The sequence below is a fragment of the Pelagibacterium sp. genome, assembly GCF_965249125.1.
Lineage (GTDB): Bacteria > Pseudomonadota > Alphaproteobacteria > Rhizobiales > Devosiaceae > Pelagibacterium.
This window is the reverse complement of record NZ_OZ252217.1, coordinates 973499-993750: the sequence shown is the minus strand read 5'-3', so window position 1 is coordinate 993750 and position 20252 is coordinate 973499. Positions and strand designations below refer to the sequence as shown.

The 20252-nt window shown below is 61.6% G+C and carries 16 protein-coding genes and 1 other RNA gene; 1 reads left to right on the top strand and 16 read right to left on the bottom strand.

Going from position 1 to position 20252, the window contains the following annotated elements; translation table 11 throughout:
• Nucleotides 1-1383: 1383 nt before the first annotated feature.
• The 13 genes from mraY to ACP148_RS04835 all read right to left on the bottom strand — a co-directional run bounded on the left by mraY (nt 1384) and on the right by ACP148_RS04835 (nt 15432).
• Complete coding sequence (mraY, locus tag ACP148_RS04895; RefSeq protein ID WP_421951474.1) at nt 1384-2469, bottom strand: phospho-N-acetylmuramoyl-pentapeptide-transferase; 1086 nt, start codon at nt 2467-2469, stop codon at nt 1384-1386.
• A gap of 18 nt (nt 2470-2487) precedes the next feature.
• On the bottom strand, nt 2488-3885 hold the full coding sequence (locus ACP148_RS04890) for a UDP-N-acetylmuramoyl-tripeptide--D-alanyl-D-alanine ligase (RefSeq protein ID WP_421951473.1): 1398 nt from the start codon (nt 3883-3885) through the stop codon (nt 2488-2490).
• A gap of 2 nt (nt 3886-3887) precedes the next feature.
• Nucleotides 3888-5330, bottom strand: a complete 1443-nt coding sequence (locus ACP148_RS04885; protein ID WP_421951472.1) for a UDP-N-acetylmuramoyl-L-alanyl-D-glutamate--2,6-diaminopimelate ligase — start codon at nt 5328-5330, stop codon at nt 3888-3890.
• Nucleotides 5331-5360: 30 nt separating this feature from the next.
• Entirely contained in the window at nt 5361-7085 is a 1725-nt protein-coding gene (locus ACP148_RS04880; RefSeq protein ID WP_421951471.1) for a peptidoglycan D,D-transpeptidase FtsI family protein, read from the bottom strand.
• Complete coding sequence (ftsL, locus tag ACP148_RS04875; RefSeq protein ID WP_421951470.1) at nt 7082-7471, bottom strand: cell division protein FtsL; 390 nt, start codon at nt 7469-7471, stop codon at nt 7082-7084. The genes ACP148_RS04880 and ftsL overlap by 4 nt, the downstream gene beginning before the upstream one ends.
• A complete protein-coding gene (rsmH, locus tag ACP148_RS04870) occupies nt 7468-8445 on the bottom strand; it encodes a 16S rRNA (cytosine(1402)-N(4))-methyltransferase RsmH (RefSeq protein ID WP_421951469.1) in 978 nt (325 codons plus the stop codon). Before rsmH ends, ftsL begins: the two co-directional genes overlap by 4 nt.
• A 162-nt stretch (nt 8446-8607) precedes the next feature.
• Nucleotides 8608-8983: RNase P RNA component class A (gene rnpB, locus ACP148_RS04865), an RNA gene on the bottom strand.
• A gap of 42 nt (nt 8984-9025) precedes the next feature.
• Complete coding sequence (locus tag ACP148_RS04860; protein WP_421951468.1) at nt 9026-9751, bottom strand: TerB family tellurite resistance protein; 726 nt, start codon at nt 9749-9751, stop codon at nt 9026-9028.
• A 198-nt stretch (nt 9752-9949) separates the two neighbouring features.
• Nucleotides 9950-10597 carry a hypothetical protein gene (locus ACP148_RS04855; protein ID WP_425033180.1) on the bottom strand — a complete coding sequence of 216 codons (648 nt, stop codon included), beginning with the start codon at nt 10595-10597 and terminating at the stop codon, nt 9950-9952.
• Nucleotides 10598-10713: 116 nt separating this feature from the next.
• Complete coding sequence (gene metF, locus ACP148_RS04850) at nt 10714-11613, bottom strand: methylenetetrahydrofolate reductase [NAD(P)H] (RefSeq protein ID WP_421951466.1); 900 nt, start codon at nt 11611-11613, stop codon at nt 10714-10716.
• A gap of 2 nt (nt 11614-11615) precedes the next feature.
• Nucleotides 11616-12584 (bottom strand): ArsR/SmtB family transcription factor, encoded by a 969-nt coding sequence (locus ACP148_RS04845; RefSeq protein ID WP_421951465.1) that lies wholly within the window; start codon nt 12582-12584, stop codon nt 11616-11618.
• Between the two features lie 75 nt (nt 12585-12659).
• Entirely contained in the window at nt 12660-13775 is a 1116-nt protein-coding gene (locus tag ACP148_RS04840; protein ID WP_421951464.1) for a DUF2336 domain-containing protein, read from the bottom strand.
• Between the two features lie 175 nt (nt 13776-13950).
• Nucleotides 13951-15432, bottom strand: coding sequence for a catalase (locus tag ACP148_RS04835; protein WP_421951463.1), 1482 nt, complete (start codon nt 15430-15432; stop codon nt 13951-13953).
• 123 nt (nt 15433-15555) lie between these two features.
• Here ACP148_RS04835 and ACP148_RS04830 point away from each other — a divergent pair, with 123 nt between their 5' ends.
• The gene (locus ACP148_RS04830; protein ID WP_421951462.1) at nt 15556-16473 is read left to right on the top strand and encodes a hydrogen peroxide-inducible genes activator; all 918 of its coding nucleotides are present in this window, start codon (nt 15556-15558) and stop codon (nt 16471-16473) included.
• Here the strand turns inward: ACP148_RS04830 and rarD are convergent.
• The 3 genes from rarD to ettA form a co-directional block, all read right to left on the bottom strand.
• Complete coding sequence (rarD, locus tag ACP148_RS04825) at nt 16470-17414, bottom strand: EamA family transporter RarD (protein ID WP_421951461.1); 945 nt, start codon at nt 17412-17414, stop codon at nt 16470-16472. The genes ACP148_RS04830 and rarD overlap by 4 nt on opposite strands.
• A gap of 85 nt (nt 17415-17499) precedes the next feature.
• A complete protein-coding gene (locus tag ACP148_RS04820; protein ID WP_421951460.1) occupies nt 17500-18333 on the bottom strand; it encodes an alpha/beta fold hydrolase in 834 nt (277 codons plus the stop codon).
• Between the two features lie 73 nt (nt 18334-18406).
• Nucleotides 18407-20062, bottom strand: coding sequence for an energy-dependent translational throttle protein EttA (gene ettA, locus ACP148_RS04815; protein ID WP_421951459.1), 1656 nt, complete (start codon nt 20060-20062; stop codon nt 18407-18409).
• Between the last annotated feature and the right edge of the window lie 190 nt (nt 20063-20252).

The following is a 20252-nucleotide window of genomic DNA, read 5'->3' as shown; positions in this document are numbered from 1 at the left end:
CCGTTGCTGTCCCTTCACCTCTCCCCGCGCTTCCCCGGTCCCGGCTTTCGCCGGGATAAACTCCGGCCGGGGTCCATGCGCCTGTCCATCCGCATCAGAGCACGGGCAGGGCTGCTGGGTCCCGGATCACGTCCGGGACAGCGATGGATGTTGGGCCGCGCTCTCGGCTCATAACCACCATCAACCCACCCCGCGTCATCCTCGGGCCCGCCCCCCGCAGCTCCATCACCGCCGCTCACCCCCCCCCGTCGTCATCCTCGGGCTTGACCCGGGGATCCGCAGGGCGTCCGCACGCGCGGCAGAAGTGGTGCGCCTTGATGCGTCATCGGTCCCCAACCCCTTCACTGGCTGCCTCGACGCAGCAGATCCCCGGGTCAAGCCCGAGGATGACGCGGGTGATGGTGGAAACGCCGCGCAAAAAACTTATCCCCGCCCCCTTCGTCATCCTCGGGCCCGCCCCCGGCGGCTCCATCACCATCGCCCACCCCACTCTCTTCGTCATCCTCGGGCTTGACCCGAGGATCCGCAGGGCGTCCGCACGCGCAGCAGAAGTGGTGCTCCTTGACGCGTCATCGGTCCCCAACCCCTTCACCGGCTCGCCGGGCGCAGCAGATCCCCGGGTCAAGCCCGAGGATGACGCGGGTGAAGGTGGAAGCGCTCGAAAAATCTTATCCCCGCCCCCTTCGTCATCCTCGGGCCCGCCCCCGGCGGCTCCATCACCACCACTCACCCCACCCCCGTCGTCATCCTCGGGCTCGACCCGGGGATCCGCAGGGCGTCCGCAAGCGCGGCAGAAGTGGTGCTCCTTGACGCGTCATCGGTCCCCAACCCCTTCACCGGCTGCCCCGACGCAGCGGATCCCCGGGTCAAGCCCGAGGATGACGCGGGTGAAGGTGGAAGCGCTGCGAAAAATCTTATCCCCGCCCCATCACCCCCATGCCATTCTCCCCCCACGGTGTCGCCAGGGACGAGGATGCATACGAGCTTCCGGTGAGACCGATCCGGGTTCCATGCGGGTCGCCGCAGGGAAGGCCCAAAGCGGACGGATGGCCGGACGAGGAACCAGGCGTTCCACGTCGTACTCCCGAAAGGGAGAGGGGCACCGACGGGAGGTTGGCAGGGAAAGTGGGGACCGGTTTCCCGGTTCGCCAACCGACCCACTAAAAATGCCAATATCCCGGACGACAAACCCCAGCCCGAGACGCCGCCATAAGCCAAAAACCCCGGATGCGTGGGGCGATGATCGCTTCATATACTAAATAAACATGCGGAGCGCTCATTGCCCCATGCCGTCTGACCATTTCAAAGCCCGAGGCGGTCTCGCCGTCGGAGGCTTTGGCATGTCAAAAAGAAAGGCTCACGCTCATGGATGACGAGAAAATGTCAGCGCAGCTTGAGTGAACTCAGCCCGATGAGCGCCAGAACCATGGCGATGATCCAGAACCGGATCACGATCTGGCTTTCTGTCCAGCCCAGATGCTCGAAATGGTGGTGAATGGGCGCCATTTTGAACACCCGTTTTCCAGTCAGCCGGAACGAGACCACCTGCACGATCACCGACACCGCCTCGAGAACGAAAAGCCCGCCCACGATCGCCATGACCAGTTCGTGCTTGGTGGCCACCGCGATCGTCCCCAGCGCGCCGCCCAGCGACAGCGAGCCCGTATCGCCCATGATGATCTGGGCCGGTGGAGCGTTGAACCACAAAAACCCGAGCCCCGCCCCGATCAGCGCTCCGCACACGATCGACAATTCGCCCGTCCCCGGCACGAAATTGAGGAACAAATAATCCGAATAGACTTGGTTGCCCACCAGATAGGCGATCAGCCCGAACGCCGAGGCTGCGATCATCACCGGCACGATGGCCAGCCCGTCCAGCCCGTCGGTCAGATTGACCGCATTGCCCGCTCCGACGATAACGAAACCGGCAAAGACGAAATAGAACAGGCCGAGATTGATCGCCACATCCTTGACGAAAGGCAACAGCAGCGCATTCTCATATCCGGCGGGCGCCTGGCTGGCGATCAGGAGACAGGCGACCAGCGCAATCGCGGATTCGATCAGCAGCCGCTGCTTGCCTCCGAACCCCTTGTGGTTCTGGTGCTTGACCTTGAGATAATCGTCGTAGAATCCCACGAGCCCGAACCCGGCGGTCACCACCAGCACGGCCCAGACATACATGTTGGACAGGTCGGCCCACAACAGGATCGAAACCAGCGCGCCCGAAAGGATCATCAGCCCGCCCATTGTGGGCTTCCCCTTTTTGGTCAGAAGGTGGCTCTGCGGCCCGTCCTCGCGGATCGGCTGCCCCTTGCCCTGCCGCACGCGCAGCGAATTGACCATGCCCGGCCCGAACAGGAACACGAAGAACAAAGCGGTGATGATCGCGCCGCCGGTTCTGAACGAGAGATAGCGGAACACGTTGAAGACCGGCAGGGCGTCAGCAAACTGCTGCAGGAAATAGAGCATGGGATACCGTCTGTGCCTTTACCTTTTTACGCCGAACCGGTCGCGGATCCGAGCCACCAACGAGCCCAGCTTCACGCCGTTCGATCCCTTGAGCATAACTGAGTCGCCCGGTGCAAGCGTTTCCAAAACATGTTCGCCAATCTCGTCCACAGCCTGGCCCCGCCCCGCAACGAGCCCGTCAGGCAGGCGTTCGGCCAGTCGCGCCATATGCTCGCCCACCAGAAAGACCCGGTCCGGCCCTGCCGCGACCACCGCATCGGCCAGCCCCGCGTGATAATCGGCCGACGCCGCACCCAATTCGCGCATATCGCCAAGCACCAATATCCGCCGCCCCTCGGCCGGTATCGCCGCGAACACCTCGAGCGCCGCACGCATCGAGGTTGGATTGGCATTGTAGCTCTCGTCGATCAGCCGGATCGGGTTGCCCGGATCGCCAAGCAGGATCGCCGCGCCGCGCCCCTCGGGCGCTCCGTGAACGGCAAGAGCCGCCAGCGATTTTTGCACATCGCCCCCAACCGCCCGTGCGGCCAGCAACGCAGCCACGCCATTGGCCAGCATATGCCGGCCCGCCGTCGCAATCGAAACTTCCAGCGACAGCCCGTCACCCTCGATGTGACCGCTCGCTCGGTCCTCCGTCGCCTGATAGCCCGATATCGTCACGTCGGCATTGGCAAAGCCATAAGTCAGCGTTTTCAGTCCGGCCGCCTCTGCCGCGTCCGCCAGTCGCTCGACATGGGCATGATCGCGCCCGATGATTGCCAGTCCGCCCGGATCGACGCCGGAAAAAATCTCGGCCTTGGCATCGGCGATCGCCGCCTCTGAGTCAAAAAACTCGAGATGGGCCGGCGCAACCGTCGTCACCATCGCCACATGCGGGCGCACAAGCTTGGACAGCGGTGTGATCTCGCCCGCCGCGCTCATGCCGATCTCGAACACCCCGAATTGGGTGTCGGCCGGCATCCGCGCCAGCATCAACGGCACGCCCCAGTGATTGTTGAAGCTTTTGATCGAGGCATGCGTTTTCCCGTTGGCCTCCAGCGCCACCCGCAGCGCTTCCTTGGTCGACGTTTTCCCCACGCTTCCCGTAACGGCTATGATGCGGGCCTTGGATCGAGATCGGGAAAATGCCGCCAACCCATAGAGCCCCTCCAGCGCATCTTCGACAACGACCAGCGGCAGCCCCGAAAGCCCCGCCGCTTTATCCCTGCTCACCATCGCCGCGACCGCTCCCGCCTCGATGGCTTTGGCGACAAAATCATGCCCGTCGAAATTCTCGCCCCTGATGGCGACAAACAGCGCTCCGGGGCCGATCTCGCGGGAATCTATGGAAATAGAGGAAACCGTTTCGGCAACAACATCACAGGCTTTTCCACCGGCAGCCGCCAAGATCTCGTCGATGCCATAGAGTACGGACAACTTCAGTTCCCGAAAGCCGCGCGTACGACCTCATGGTCGGAAAAATGGTGCTTTGTCTTGCCCACGATCTGGTAGTCCTCATGTCCTTTGCCGGCGACGAGCAAAACGTCCTCTGCCCCCATTTCGGCAATTGCATGACCGATCGCTTCGGCCCGATCGCCGATTTCGACCGCACGCGGCGCCGCGGCCAATATCTGCGATCGGATCAGGGCGGCGTCTTCGGTGCGCGGATTGTCGTCGGTCACGATCACCAGGTCGGCCAGCCTTTCGGCAACTTCGCCCATCTGTGGGCGTTTGCCCGGATCGCGGTCCCCGCCGCACCCGAACACCACGATCAACCGCCCCTTGGCGAAGGGGCGAAGCGCCACGAGCGCATTTTCAAGCGCATCGGGCGTGTGGGCATAGTCTACGAACACAGCCGATTCGCCACTCTGGGCGACCTGTTCCAACCGCCCCTTGGCGCCTTCGAGCGTTTCAAGCGCTTTTATGGCGTCGCCATTGGCAACCCCGGTTGCCATGGCCAGCCCGGCCGCAACGACCGCGTTATCCACCTGGAACCGTCCGACCAACGGCAAAACGAATTCCATCGGCTCGCCCACCAGCTTGCCCTTGACCCGCTGCCCGAAGCCTTCGCTCTCAACGCTCTCGACGTCGATATGCGCCCCGCCGACACCCACGGTAAACACGGTAGCGCCCTTGTCGAGCGCCGCGAACATGAAAGGCATCCCCTCCTCGTTCCCGGCATCGACCACGGCGGTCGCGTCGCCATCGATCAACTCGCGGAACAGCCGCAGCTTGGCGTCACGATAGGCTTCAATGGTTTCGTGATAATCGAGGTGATCGCGGCTGAGATTGGTGAACGCCACGGCCCGAAACTTCACCCCGTCGAGCCGCCTTTGGTCAATGCCATGGCTGGACGCCTCCAGCGCGACATGATCCACGCCATCGGCTTTGAGCTTTGCCAGGGTCTTGTGCAGAGACAACGGGTCAGGCGTGGTCAATTCTCCCGGTATGTGCTCGTCGCCCACCATCAGCCCCAGCGTCCCCAGGCTGGCGCCTTTTATTCCGGCATAAGCCCAGATCTGGCGCAGGAAAGACACGACCGAAGTCTTGCCGTTCGTTCCGGTCACCGCTGCGCAAACAGCCGGTTGCGGCCCGCAGAAAGTGGCGGCAGCGATGGCATAGGCGGCCCTCACATCGTCAATCAGCACCACAGGAATTCCAGCGTCGGCGTTGGGCGCCTCGTCGGTGACCATGGCCACTGCGCCCCGGCCGGCGGCGTCCTTGGCATAGATATTTCCATGCCCGCGCGTGCCTGGCAGCGCAAAAAACACGTCTCCCGGCCCGATCAGGCGGCTGTCGGCGTTCAACCCGCCGACCTCGATATCGGGCACATCGCCAACCCCGGCGACCCGGTGCAAAATGTCGGTAAGCTTATGCGGCAATATCACGTCCCCCGTTGTCCGCCACTTGCATCAGAACCCGGTAAATTCGGCCCCGTTGCGGAGCTGGACTGGCACCAGCTGCGCGTCGATTTGCGGTCCCAGAATGGGTTGGATGCCCAGCATCGGCGCTATGCGCTTGACAACGCGGGCCGACATTTGCCCGGCATTCCAACCCGCCGTCCGACCCGACTGCGCGTTTTCGGCCTGTGGTTCATCTACAAAAATAATCAGGGCATATCTAGGATCGTCGAGCGGAAAGGCCGAGGAAAAGAACGCCGTGACCAGGCTGCTCGAATACCGTCCGTCCACGACCTTTTCCGCTGTCCCCGTCTTGCCGCCCCACCGGTAACCCTCGGCAATCTTGTTGCCCGTGCTGCCCGAGCCGATCACACCGTTCATACGCATGAGATAACGCATATAGTCGCTGGTTTGCTGGGTAATGACCTGCGTCGAGCCCGCCATTGCTTCCTGTTCGGTGCGCGGAAACAGCGTCGCATCCATCAGATGCCCGCCATTCACCAGCGCGGCGGTGGCCGTCAGCATCTGCAACGGCGTCACACTCAACCCGTGCCCGAACGCGGCGGTCGCTGCACCGACTTCCGAAAAATTTGCCGGAATACTCGACCGCGTGACTTCCGGAAGCTCGATATTGGGAGCGCCATCGAGCCCGATCCGCGTCAGAAAGGCGCGGAAATTGTCCTTGCCCAGGGCCTGCATGATTCTGATCGTCCCGATATTGGACGAATAGCGGAACACTTCGGGCACCGACAGGACGCGGTATTCCCCATGGAAATCCTCGATCGTATACCGCCCGAAACGAACGCCGAACCGGGCGTCAACAGAATCAGTAAGCTGCACGGCACCCGAATCGAGCGCCGCGGCAAATGTGATCGGCTTGAAGATCGAGCCCACCTCGAACTTGGCGGCGGTCAGGCGGTTGAACCGCCCCTCCTCGAGCATGGTGGCGGGATTGTTGGGATCGAAATCTGGCACGGAGGCCATGGCGATGATTTCGCCGGTCCGCACATCCATGATCGCTCCGCCGGCGGCGATCGCCTGGTAGCGTTCGATGGAGCTTGCCAGCTCTTCATGCAGGATGCTCTGGACGCGCAGGTCGATCGCAAGGTTGACCGGCGTCAGAGCGCTGTCGCGGGCAAGTCCCAGATTTTGCAGCAGGGCCAGATTGTCGTCATCGAGGTGCTTTTCGATACCCGCGATCCCCACATTGTCGATATTGACCGCACCCATCAGATGGGCGGCCACGGTTCCCCCCGGATAGAACCGCTTGCTTTCTTCGAGAAAATCGAGCCCGGGAACACCAAGCCGCATGATCCGGTCGCGTTGCGCCGGGGTCAGCTCCCGCGCCACCCATACAAAACCCTGGTCCCCCGTCAGACGATCGCGCAGCCAGGCGCTATCGAGATCGGGCAGGACGGTCAGGATCGCGTCCGCGGCCTCATCGACGTCAAGTATCCGCCGGGGCTCGGCGAAAAGCGACGGCACGCGGATATCGACGGCCAGTTCGAGCCCGTTCCGATCGAGGATCGCGGGACGGGACGCCATGATCGCGTCGCGCGTCTGACCCTCGATTGTGGTATCGACCTCGACATTGCCCAGCCAGATCAGCCGCCCCACCATCACCGAAAACACGATCAGCACGAACGCCATGGCCCAGCGGATGCGGGCGCCGGTGAGATTGCCTCGCGCCTTGCGCGTGCCATCGATGGAAATCGTTTCCGGCGTGATCGCACTCATAGCAATCCCTCCAGCAAGGAGCCGATCGGGTCTTCTCCCGACTCGATTGTTTCGAAAAGCGCGTCGAGCGATTCGGTATCGAGCCTTTGCTGCGGCCGCATGGGCAGATCGGCAAAGCTTCCGAACTGCTGGGCCTCCGCCACATGAAGGTTCAAAACGTCATTGTGACGATCGACGATGGGTTGGATATGCGTCGGCTGGTTGAGATAGGCCCAGTCGGCCTTGAGAACGGAAAGGTCGGCCTGCTGCCGGGCGATGGCCGTTTCGATACGCCCGATCTCTTCGGCCGTCAGTTCGGCCATATGCTTTTGCGAATAGACGGCGACGACCGCGATGACCGCGATGACCGCCAGCACGATATTGAAACGTTGCAGGAACCGGCTCATGCGGCACCTCGCCTGAACCCGGGCACACCCAGCCCTGTCGACTGCCGGGGCCGCGCTGCAACCGCCGTTCGGATCCCGCTGCGCAGGGTGGCCGAGCGCGCGCGCGGATTACGGCCCACTTCGTCGGCTCCGGCTCTGACGGCCTTGCGCACCGGCGCCCAACAGGCCTCGACCGGCGCCGAATACGGCAGGTGCCGCGATTGGGGCGTCGCTGTCTTGGTCTGGTCAAAGAAGCGCTTCACGATCCGGTCTTCCAGAGAATGGAAGGTCACGACTGCCAACCGCCCACCTTCGGGAAGGATGCGCTCGGCGGCAAAAAGCGCGGCAACCAATTCATCGAACTCGCTATTCACCGCGATCCGCAGACCCTGGAATGTCCGCGTCGCGGGATGCGGACCACCCGGCCTGCGCCCGACGGTCTTTTCGATCAGTTGCGCCAACGCCAGCGTATCTGTGATCGGCGCGCTGTTGCGTGCCTCGACGATCGCCTTGGCGATCCGGCGCGAGGCCCGCTCTTCGCCAAACGCAAAGATCAGATTGCCCAGATCGGTTTCGCTAAGCGTGTTGACGAGATCGGCAGCCGTTTCGCCCTCCCCGCCCATCCGCATGTCGAGAGGCCCGGATCGCATGAAGGAAAAGCCGCGCTCGGCTTGGTCGAGTTGCATTGAGCTCACCCCGATATCGAGCACGACGCCATCGACCTGCTGCTCGCCAACCAGCGTATCGAGCTCGGAAAACGGCCCGGCCACGAAGACCAAACGTTCAGGAAATTCTCTTGAGAGTGCATCCACAAACGGCGCAACGCTCGGGTCCCGGTCGATCCCCATCACCTGCGCCCCCTCTTTGAGCAACGCCCGCGAATACCCGCCTGCTCCGAACGTGCCGTCGACTATGCGCGCACCATCGAGCGGCGAAAGCGCATCGAGCACTTCGCTCAACAACACCGATTCATGGGAGGATTGTGGCTCGCCCATCTGGTCAGATACTCGCGCCCGGCGCTCCTTGGGCCAGCCGATGGCGTCGGCCGGAACTCAAACTAAAACTCGTGGCATTGCTCCACATTGCGCAGATTGCATCCCAGTCTTTAAGATTTTGTTTCCCAAACCGATTTGGAGCCTTAAAGAACGGGGATACTGGTCACCAGTTGACCTGTAAGCCGGGTTCTGTAGGGCCCGCGCGCAAACGCGGACGTGGCGACCATTCATCTGGGAACTCCATTGCTGGAGCCCTCATGCAACCAACCCGGACGACAAGCCGTGAAAACGCGGCCGAGGCGAGCCTCCATCGTCCCTATTCGGTCTTGCTCCCGGTGGGGTTTACCGTGCGGCCCCTGTTGCCAGGCACCCGGTGCGCTCTTACCGCACCCTTTCACCCTTACCCCGGACATGTCCGGGGCGGTTTGCTTTCTGTGGCACTTTCCCTGGGGTCGCCCCCGCCGGGCGTTACCCGGCACCGTGTTCTCATGGAGCCCGGACTTTCCTCTGCCTGCGCAGCGGCCGCCCGGTCAACTGGTGACCGGCTGATGTAGGGTGCCCGGGGTGATCTGGTCAAGTCTTAGCTGGAAGCCAGAGCCGGCCGCGTGCCCCGTGCCCGTGTCACGTCGCGATAGGCCGTATTGATTGACGCCATCTTGGCCGACGCCAGCCCCATCAATTCCTCGGGCACACCCTTGGCGATCATCCGGTCCGGATGGTGCTCGGCCACCAGCCGCCGATAGGCGCGGCGCAACTCGTCATCAGTCACGTCCGGCGCAAGTCCAAGCACGGCGTATGGGTCCCGGTGGCCCGACGGCATCAGCACATGCTGCGAAGCGATCTGCTCGAAACGAACGGAATCAAACCCGAAAATCTCGCTCACCGCTTCGAGGTAGGCCATTTCGTCACTATGGACGAACCCGTCCGCCGTCGCGATCTCGAACAGGGCGTCCAGCACGTGCTCGAGAGTCGCCGGGCTGTCGGCAAACAGTTTACGCACCTTGCGCGCATAGCTGTCGAATCCGGTCACATCTTGTTGGGCGAGCGCGAAAAACCGGTCCACATGCGCGTCAGCTCCCTCTGGAATGTCGACGAGCGTGTGAAAGGTGATGACTTCGCGCCGGCTCACAACGCCGTCAGCGACGGCCATCTTGGCCGAAAGGGCGATGATCGACATGGTGAACGCCGCCTCGCGGCCGCCCGGTGCCCAATTGTCGGGATCCAGGATGCTGGCGATACCGCCCGCCAACCCCGTCCCCTGTGAGAACGAGCCAAGGAGCGCTGCGATTTGCTGCCAGATCGACATGACAATGTCCCGTGCGAACTTTTGCGGAGGGGTTGTTTATCGTTCGCAGCAATTGGGCACAAGCAAGACAGGACGCAGCCGATGCGTCAATACGCGCGGTCAAGCCGCTTATTCGTAAACGAAGCCGAACGGATTGGTCTGCGGAGCCTGCTGCCGGCGGTCGATTATCACGCGGCTGTTCAGCGTCGGCACCTGTTCTTAATAGACCCACAGGATTTCTCCGTTCGGACCCACGACACCGACCAGTTCATCCTGCTCGGGCGTACCCCCGATGCGCGGATCGTATCCGCCATCGGGTCCGTCCAACGGCGCCAGTGTCCGCGTATTGGGAGGCGTCAGAAAGCCTGGCGCCAAGACCTGTGAACTCTGGCCCGACGCTCCGGCGGCCCGCGCTATCGCATCGTAGTCGATGCCAGTCGTCTCCTGTTGCCGGGGCACCCCAAGCCCTTCCGGGCGCGGAAGCGGGCGCGGCGGCTCGATTGCTGCTGTTTCGGCGGCGGTCGCCTCAGTCTGCGGGGCGGGAGCGGCTGGCTCATCAGCGGGGTTCGTAGCCACCGTCCGATCGGCGACGGGGCGGTCTTCACTCAATGGCCGCCCGTTTACCGTGACCATCGGACCATGCGTCGCTTCGCCCGCCCTGTCACGTTCCGCCTGCGGCACCACGGGAAAGCCTGCACTTTCGACAACCCGATCGGCTGCCGTTGCGTCGCGCTCCGTATTCTCCGCCGGCGCTTCAGGCACGGCGACAAAGCCGGCGCCCGGCTCCTGCTGCAAGGCAGCCGCGCCGACCGCGCCCATCAGCAGAACCAGCATCGCGCCCGACGCCACAGGTCTAGAAAGCATCATGTTTGCGTTCCAATCGGCCGATTTGGCCATGTGCCCCCGCACAGCCACTCTCTTCGCTCCTGAAAATGGCAGCAGTTTGGTGAATGGAACCTGAAGGCCCTGTCCCGACAACCTTGTCAGGGCCGAATGCCCAGCAATCGCGCCAGCGCCAGCACCAGATTGGAGCGATTGAGCGTATAGAAATGGAATTCGGTGATCCCGGCATCGAGGAGTTCGGTCACCTGCTCGGCGGCAACGGCCGCTGCCACCAGCGCATGGGTTTCCGGGTCTTCATCGAGTCCCTCGAATCTGTCTGCCAGCCATTTCGGGATCGACGCTCCACACCGGCCCGCAAAACCGGAAATCTGCCGGAAACTATGGATGGGTTGAATGCCGGGCACGATGGGCGCAGAAATACCAGCCTTGTGCGCCCGTTCGACGAACCGCCAGTAATCTCCGTTCTCAAAAAACATCTGGGTGATCGCGCGGTCGGCACCCGCATCGAGCTTGCGCTTGAGATTGTCGATATCGGCATCCCAGTCGGCGCTTTGCGGATGTTTTTCGGGGTACGCCGCGACCGAGATGTCAAAATTGCCAAGCTTGCGGATGCCCGCCACGAGATCTGCAGCACCGTTATAACCATGTGGATGCGGGCTGAACGCATGCCCGACCCCTTCTGGAGGATCACCACGCAGTGCGACAATACGATTCACGCCCGCGTCGGCATAGCCGCGCACCACATCATCGACCTCATCGCGCGTTGCCCCGACACACGTCAGATGCGCCGCGGCGGGAACGCCGGTCTCATTGGTGATCCGCGACACCATCCGCAAAGTGCGTTCTCGCGTCGAACCACCAGCGCCATAGGTGACGGAAACGAAGCGCGGCCCAAGCGGCGCAAGACGCGAAAGGCTCGCCCAGAACCGGTCTTCCATGGCGTCGGTCTTTGGGGGGAAGAACTCGAAGCTCACCGCAATATCGGGACGCCCACTTTCGGGCTGACGGCTCAGCCGGCTCTCGCCTGTCGCAGACTCCACGATCAGACTCCTTTTGTAGTGTTTGATTTTATGGTTTCGAGTACCCACAGGCACACAGTCAATCCATCCTCGCGCGAGGGCGGGAAGCTGCGGCACAGGACAGGTTTCAGCCCGGCCGCGCGCGACCAGAGGGTCATCTGTTCCTGTGACATGCCTAACCGACGGTGCTCCTGCTCGCGGCGGAGGAATTCGAGGTCGTGGGGCGCAAAATCGACCACCAGCATCCGGCCCTCGGGCTTCAGGCACGATGCAGCGTGAGCAATGGCGATCGAAGGATCATCGAAATAGTGAAGCACCTGGTGCAGCATCACCAGATCGGCCGATCTCTGATAATCGCCAAGCTCGGTGATATTGGCGAGCCGCACCTGGGCGTTCTCGATGCCCCCGGCATCGAGCTTGGCCCGCGCGACCGAAAGCATCTCCCGGCTTGAATCTAGCCCTATGCCCTGCGCATATTTCCCGGCCAGCAGCTCCAGCATTCGCCCGGTTCCGGTCCCCAGATCGAGGAACATCCCTACCGGCGCTTGGCCTGCCGCCTCGACGATTGCGGCCTCCAGCGCGGAATCTGCAACATGCAGGCTGCGCAATCTGTCCCAGCTCTGCGCAATGGTGGCGAAAAAGGCGGCGGCGCGTTCTTGCTGGGCGACCCGCAATCCGGAGAGCTTTTCCAGATCACGCCTCAGTTCGGCAGCGTCTGTGTTCAGATGGCCGATCAGCCACTCAGCGAGCGCCCCGCTGGTCCTGTCGCGATTGAGCCGATAATAGGCCCACGCTCCTTCTGCGTGCCGCGTCACCAATCCGGCATCGGCCAACAACTTCAGATGACGGGAAATCCGCGGCTGACTCTGGCCCAGAATTTCAGTAAAATCCTTGACCGACAACTCGCCCTGCACCAGAAGCACAAGCAGGCGCAGGCGGGTGATTTCACCCGCCGCCTTCAAGAGCAAGACGATGTCCTGCGGTTGCCGCATGCGTGTCCCTGTCTGTCAAAGCAGTCAGGGACATAAAGATATCTTTATATCTTTCCTGTCAAGGCTTGCGCCCTATCAGGCCACGGCTTCTTCCTGACGCCGGCGGAAGGAATGAGACCGCCAAAGATCGAAAATGCCCGATGCTTCGTCCTCGCTCAACGCTTCATAGCGCTTTCGCACATTGACGATGTCATCCCGGCTCGGCATGTCGCGCCAAGGCAGCACGGCAACGACAGCCTCGAACAGAGCAGCATCGAGGCCGATGGCTCGCGCCGCCACCGTAAAGGCCACATAATCCTGCATGGCCAGCCATTTGACGACAATTTCAGGGCGAACTTCGAGCAGCATGGTCAATCCCGCCGCCGTATGATGGCCATAACCGAACCGGGTAAACCGGTGCAGCGCCTTGAGATCAAACCGGCGCCGGTCCGCAAGGGCCTTGACCTGGTTCCAGGCCAGCTTCCACTCCTGTGAGGAAAAGCCCGCCTGGTTCTTCATGCGGTTGTATACTACCGCTTGCACGCGCGACGACGTCCCCGGATTCTCTGTCCGCGCAAAAATGCCGAGACCTTCGAGCGCCGCCATACCCATGGTTGAAATTTCGGCGCGCACTTCGGCCCAGTCGATATCCTTGCGGCCGCGAAGCAGCTGGGCAAAAGACTCATTTTCGAGCGCCCGCTGCGCGACTTGATCCACAGCGGTGTAAGTAATCTCGGCCCGCGCATTGCCCAACAGCCGAAGGATCGAGGGCTCGGCGCCAAATGTCGCAATCGCTTCCCCCACGCGCCCCGCCAGATCCTTGCGACCGGCAATGGCTATCCTGTGGGCTTCCGAGCGGTTTTCGACGATGTCGATGAGATCGTCATCCGAAAGCACCTGGGAGAATTCGAGCAGCGGCGCCGCCACTTCGATCTCGTCATTGGCGAGCTTGAGCACAACCGAGCCGGGGGCGCGCTCGAGCGGCGCCAGCATCTTGGCCACGTGCGTGCGGGCTTCGACTTCCACGATATCGGCAAGCTGGCACAGCACTTCGTCATACTGGGCGACCTGTTCGTCGTCGCAACGGTCCGACACATAGGAGAACAATTGCGCCAGATTGCGGATCAGGTGATCCCGCTCTGCCGCATCAGCCTCGCCATTCAGAACTCTGAAATTTGCGAATGCTCTCACGCTTTCACTTACTTCGGACATGATGTTCTCCCCGGCTGGTTGCCGCATATTCCGCCAACCTATCGGGAGCGGCTTTTCAGGGCGCTGAATTCATCAAGACATATTTGAATAAAAAGCTAGGTATTTTCCCTTACCCAATAAAAAGGGCCCGGCTCTTGCCAGCCGGACCCCAGGATTTCGGGTGGCAGCGTGAACTTTATTCGGCTGCCGAGATTGCCGCAGGACGATCGTCCTTGCCCGCTGCAAGCGCTGCGCGAACGCCCGCGCCGTAGTCGGGGTGAACCTGATCGAACAGCTTGCACTGACGTTCCTTGATCTCGTCGGGAGCATCGCCCATCGCCGCCGCGATATTGGCGAACAACCGCTGTTTCTGTCCGTCATCGAACAGATTGAACAGAGCTCGCGGCTGGCCGAAATCGTCGTTGCCTTCGCGGTGATTGTAGCGGTCCGCATCGCCCGAAATCTTGAGCGGGGGCTCCTGAACCGATTTGTCCTCGGCCGGGCCGTTAAAGCTGTTCGGCTCATAATAGGCTTCGGGATTGCCCGTCTTGATGCCGCCATAGAAGTTCATCTGGCCGTCGCGGTGATAGTGGTGCACCGGGCATTTGGGGGCATTGACCGGCAGTGCCTCGTAATGCGTGCCCAAACGATAGCGGTGGGCGTCGGCGTATGAGAACACGCGAGCCTGCAGCATCTTGTCGGGCGAATGCCCGATCCCCGGCACGATGTTGGAGGGCGAAAACGCAACCTGTTCGATTTCCGAGAAATAGTTCTCGGCGTTACGGTTGAGCTCAAGCACGCCGATTTCGATGGGCGGATATTCACCATGCGGCCAGACCTTGGTGAGGTCGAACGGATTATAGGAAGTCTTTTCCGCATCCGCCTCGGGCATGATCTGCACCTGAACGGTCCATTTGGGGAACTCGCCCTTCTCGATCGCCCCGAAAAGCTCTTCCTGATAGCTTTCGCGGGTCGAGCCGATGACCTTCTCGGCCTGCTCGTTGGTGTAGTGCTTGTGGCCCTGCTGGGTCTTGAAGTGGAACTTCACCCAGAACCGCTCGCCCGCATCGTTCCAGAACGAATAGGTGTGGCTTCCGTACCCGTTCATGAACATCGGCGCGATGGGAAGACCGCGATCACTCATCAGGATGGTCACCTGATGCAGGCTTTCGGGCGAAAGCGACCAGAAATCCCACATCGCCGTTGCCGAACGCAGATTGGTCTTGGGGTGACGCTTCTGTGTGTGGATGAAGTCGGGGAATTTTAGTGGATCGCGAACGAAGAACACGGGCGTGTTGTTGCCCACCAGATCCCAATTGCCCTCTTCGGTATAGAACTTGATGGCAAAGCCACGCACGTCGCGCTCTGCGTCGGCCGCACCCAATTCGCCTGCGACTGTGGAAAACCGCAGGATCAGCGGCGTTTCCGCTCCCGGCTGCAGCGCCTTGGCGCGTGTGTATTTCGAAATGTCCCCGGTGATCTTGAGCGTACCGTGGGCACCCCAGCCCTTGGCATGCACGACGCGCTCGGGAATCCGCTCGCGGTTCTGGTGCGACAGCTTTTCGATCAGCTGATAGTCCTGCATCAGCACCGGGCCACGCGGACCGGCAGTGATTGAATTCTGGTTATCGGGGACTGGCGCGCCGGCGCTGGTCGTCATTGTTGGTTTATCGGACATGAGGCCTCCTAGTTTGTATCGATTCTAAAGAGATGGCTTTTCCTATCGTCAGTGAGGCAATTATGCAAATTGATAAAACTGACCGTTGTGATAACAATAACTAATAATCACTTCGAAGGTCAGATGAACACAATCACCCTGCGACAGCTCCACTACGCCCAAACGATTGCAGACGAAGGGCATTTCGGCCGGGCCGCCCAGCGATGCCACGTTACCCAGCCCGCGCTATCCCAGCAAATCAGGCTGCTGGAAGATCGCTGCCAGACCCAGATTTTCGACAGGCTCGGCAAAACAGTGACGCTGACACCGTTTGGCCGTGAATTCCTGGCCCATGCCGGTCGCGTGCTAAACGCGGCAGTCGATCTTGAAACTTTTGCGGATATGGCAGCGGGACAACCCGCCCGTCCCTTGCGTTTCGGATTGATACCCACGGTCGCGCCCTACCTTCTCCCAGAGATTCTGCCGGCATTGAATGACGATCTCAAGGATATCCGCTTTTCGATCAGCGAGGGTAAGACCGAGCGGCTTTTATCGGCATTAAATGACGGCGATCTCGACATTGCACTGATCGCGACCGAAACCGACCGCCCCAGTCTCACTTCGGTCGCCCTGTTTGCCGATCCGTTCGTCCTCGCCACCCGCCAGGGCACCGAACTGGCTGACCCGGTCAGCCTCGCCAACCTACCGCGTGACAAGTTTCTGCTGCTCGAAGAGGGCCATTGCCTGCGCGACCAGATGGTGGACGCTTGCGCGCTTAAACCCGACCTGCAGGGCCGAACTTTCGCTGCCACGTCGCTGACCACAATTCTTGAGCTAGTTGCCAATGGCTATGGCGTCACGCTGCTGCCGACCATCAGCCTCCGACGCGAGGAACATAACAAACGCATCGAATTTCATACGCTCGGCGCTCCCGGTGCGGCCCGCGTTCTGCGACTGGTCTGGCGCGCCAACTCGCCCTACGAAGCGCTCTACAGGAAGATCGCAGACGTTGTGACCACGGTCGGAGAAGCCAGCCTGCGCACCGATCTGCAACCGGCTTAAGCGGGCCTGGGTCCCCGCTCCCGCCACGACCCGAAGGAAAACACCGCCAGCGACACCCAGATCAGGGCAAAGCCGGCCAGCCGGGCCGGCGACAAGTCCTCGCCGAACACGAAAACAGCCACGGCAAACTGCAACGAGGGCGCGATATACTGAAACATGCCGATGGTCGAAAGCCGCAACTGCCGTGCCGCAAAAGCGAACATGACCAGCGGAACCGCCGTCATGGGCCCGGTCATCACCAGAAACAGGGTCGTGGTTGGATCAGCATAGAAATCGGGTGCCGGCCCGGTCAGCAGATAGAAGATATAGGCTGCGCTGATCGGAATGAGGACCAGCGTCTCGATGGCCAGCCCGGCAGCGGACCCGACATTGACGGTCTTGCGCACGTAGCCATAGAAGGCGAATGTCAGTGCCAGCACTAGCGATACCCACGGAACGCTTCCCAGTCCGATCGCCTGAATGCCGATGGCGACCAAGGCAATTGCAATGGCGATGGCCTGCGTCCGGCTCAGCCTTTCCGACAGCAGCACCATGCCGATCGCCACGCTGACCAGCGGATTGATGAAATAGCCAAAGCTCACCTCGAGAACGTGGTTATTGGCCACCGCCCATACGAAAATGAGCCAGTTGCCGGCGATCAGCACCGCCGAAACGCACATCAGCAAGACAGTACGCCGGTCCTTGAGCGCGGCCCGGACCTCTCCGAACTGATGGCGGAAATAGAGGATGGCCACCACGAAAAACAGCGAGCACAAGATCCGGTTTGCCACCACGCCCACCGGATTGACGTGTTCGAGCAGCTTGAAGAACAGCGGCAGCACGCCCCAGATCGTATAGGTGGCCAATGCCGCGAATACGCCAAGGCGCACATTGGTATCCGGCCCGATGGGACGGGGAGACCGCACGCCCTTGGCGGCCGGAGCGCCTTCGATCGATGTCATGGGGAGGCCTTCAAACCAGGAGTCGCAAGCGCCAGACTATGCCGCCAGCCGCCCATAGGCCAGTAAGAGTTTGTGATCGGTTCGATCACTCCTCATTGCCGGCCGACCCGGTTACCATGCCGAGAAACTCGAGCAGCAGCGGGTTGAAGAGGTCCGGGCGCTCCAGGCTCGGCAGGTGCGCCGTGCCCTCGATCACGACGGCAAAGGCGTTCTCCATCTCTTCGGACAGATCGTCGTGGCGATTAACGATATGGGGAAAATCGAGATCTCCGGCCACCAGAAGCGCCGGCGTATCGATCTCACCGATGCGCTCGATTGCGGGCTCGGGCTTATCCTCCCTGGTCATTTCGCTCTTGCGCAGAATATTGCCGTTCATCGCCTGAAACAGCGTCCGCACCTCGCCCTTGACCCGCCCGCTTTCCGAAAGCGGACCGTCGAGCCAGGCGTGGGTATCGACCGCGTTGATCGCATCGACATCCCCGCTTTCCTCCACCGCCTCCATGGCGTTGGCGATCTGCATGATTTCGGGCGGCAGGTGGGGCACCCGGGCGCCGCTGATCGAGGTGCCAACGAGCACCAGTCCCGCAGTACGCTCGGGATTGGCCAGCGCAAAATCGATGGCCAGCGCCCCGCCCATCGAGCAGCCGACAAACACTGCGGCATGGACGTCGAGCGCATCGAGCACTGCTTCGAGGTCCTCAAGGTGGGTAAATCCCTCATCGGGCGAGGTCGTGTCCCCGAACCCCCGCCGATCGTAGGCAATACCCCAGAACCCGGCTTCCGCTACCGCCTCGACCTGGTTTGCCCACATGCGACGGTCACACACCCCCGCATGCAAAAACACCACCGGAATCCCCTCCCCGGCCTCGATCCCGGCGAAATGGGCGTCGTCGATTTCAAGCGAGAACGGTTCGGTCATGATCGACAGCCTATCGCAAAACCATAGGGCCGGGGAAAATTCCCCGGCCCGCATTCACAACTGATGTATGGCCCTACCGCGTCAGCGGCTTGTAGCTTACCCGTTTGGGGTTCACCGAATCCGGACCGAGACGGCGCACCTTGTCGGCCTCGTAGTCCTGGAAATTGCCTTCAAACCATTCGACATGGCTGTCGCCTTCGAACGCCAGGATGTGGGTGGCCAGACGGTCGAGGAACATGCGGTCGTGCGAGATGATGACGGCGCAACCGGCGAACTCCTCGAGCGCCTCTTCCAAGGCCGCCAGGGTTTCTGTGTCCAGATCGTTGGTCGGTTCGTCGAGCAGCAGAACGTTGGCGCCCGATTTGAGCATCTTGGCCAGATGCACGCGGTTGCGCTGCCCGCCCGAAAGCGTGCCGACAGGCTGTTGCTGGTCGCCGCCCTTGAAGTTGAACGAGGAGGTGTAAGCCCGTGAATTGACCTCACGTTTGCCCAGCTTGATGATGTCGTTGCCGCCCGAGATTTCTTCCCAGACGCTCTTTTTGGGATCGAGACTGTCGCGGCTCTGGTCGACATAGCCCAGATGCACCGTTTCGCCGACGGTTACGGCCCCATCATCGGGCTGGTCCTGCCCGGTGAGCATCTTGAACAGAGTGGTCTTGCCCGCGCCGTTCGGTCCGATCACCCCGACAATGCCCCCCGGCGGCAGCTTGAAGCTCAGCCCGTCGATCAGCAGACGGTCGCCAAAGCCCTTCTTGAGGCCCTCGATATCGATAACGTTCTGGCCCAGCCGTTCGCCGGGCGGAATGATGATCTGGGCGGTGTTGGACTGGGTCCGCGCCTCGTTGATCTTGACCAGTTCGTCGTACGCCCGGATACGCGCCTTGGACTTTGTCTGGCGCGCCTGCGGCGACTGGCCCAGCCATTCCTTTTCGCGTTCCAGAACCTTCGAGCGGGCCTGGTCCTCGCTTTTTTCCTGCGCCATGCGCTTGGCCTTGGCCGTCAGGTAGGCCGTGTAATTGCCCTCATAGGGAATACCGCGCCCACGGTCGAGCTCGAGAATCCAGCCCGTGACATTGTCGAGGAAGTAGCGGTCGTGGGTGATGATGAGCACCGCGCCGGGATATTCGCGCAGGTGCTTTTCCAGCCACGCCGTGGTCTCGGCGTCCAGATGGTTGGTCGGTTCGTCGAGCAGCAGCAGGTCGGGCTGGCTGAGCAGAAGCTGGCACAATGCCACGCGGCGCTTTTCACCGCCCGAGAGATTGGTGACGCTGGCATCGCCCGGCGGGCAGCGCAGCGCGTCCATGGCCATTTCGACCTTGGAATCGAGATCCCACAGGTCATCCGCGTCGATCTGGTCCTGAAGCTTTGCGGCTTCGTCGGCCGTCTCGTCGGAATAGTCCATCATCAGCTCGTTATAGCGATCGAGGATGGCCTGCTTTTCCTTGACCCCGATCATGACGTTGCCCTTGACGTCGAGCTGCTCGTCGAGCTGGGGTTCCTGGGGAAGATAGCCCACGGTCGCGCCATCGGCCGCCCAGGCTTCGCCGGTGAATTCGGTGTCAATTCCGGCCATGATTTTCAGGAGCGTCGATTTACCCGCCCCGTTCGGTCCCAGAATGCCGATCTTGGCGTCGGGGTAGAAGGAGAGGTTCATGTTGTCGATGACCTTTTTCCCACCGGAATAGGCCTTGGACATGCCGTGCATATGATAGATGAATTGACGCGCCATAAAGCGGGTGCCTCTTTGGAAATTCGGGTCTCAGAAACTTGGGGCCGTATGTAGGACAAGCCGCCAGACGGTGCAATGGGCACGCCGAAACCGCCGACGGCGATATCGCCTCGGCTTGCTGACTTTCTTGCCGGTCGCGCTTCCGAACCGAAAAACCGGTTCCCACTTTTTCTGGAAGCGCTCCAGACAG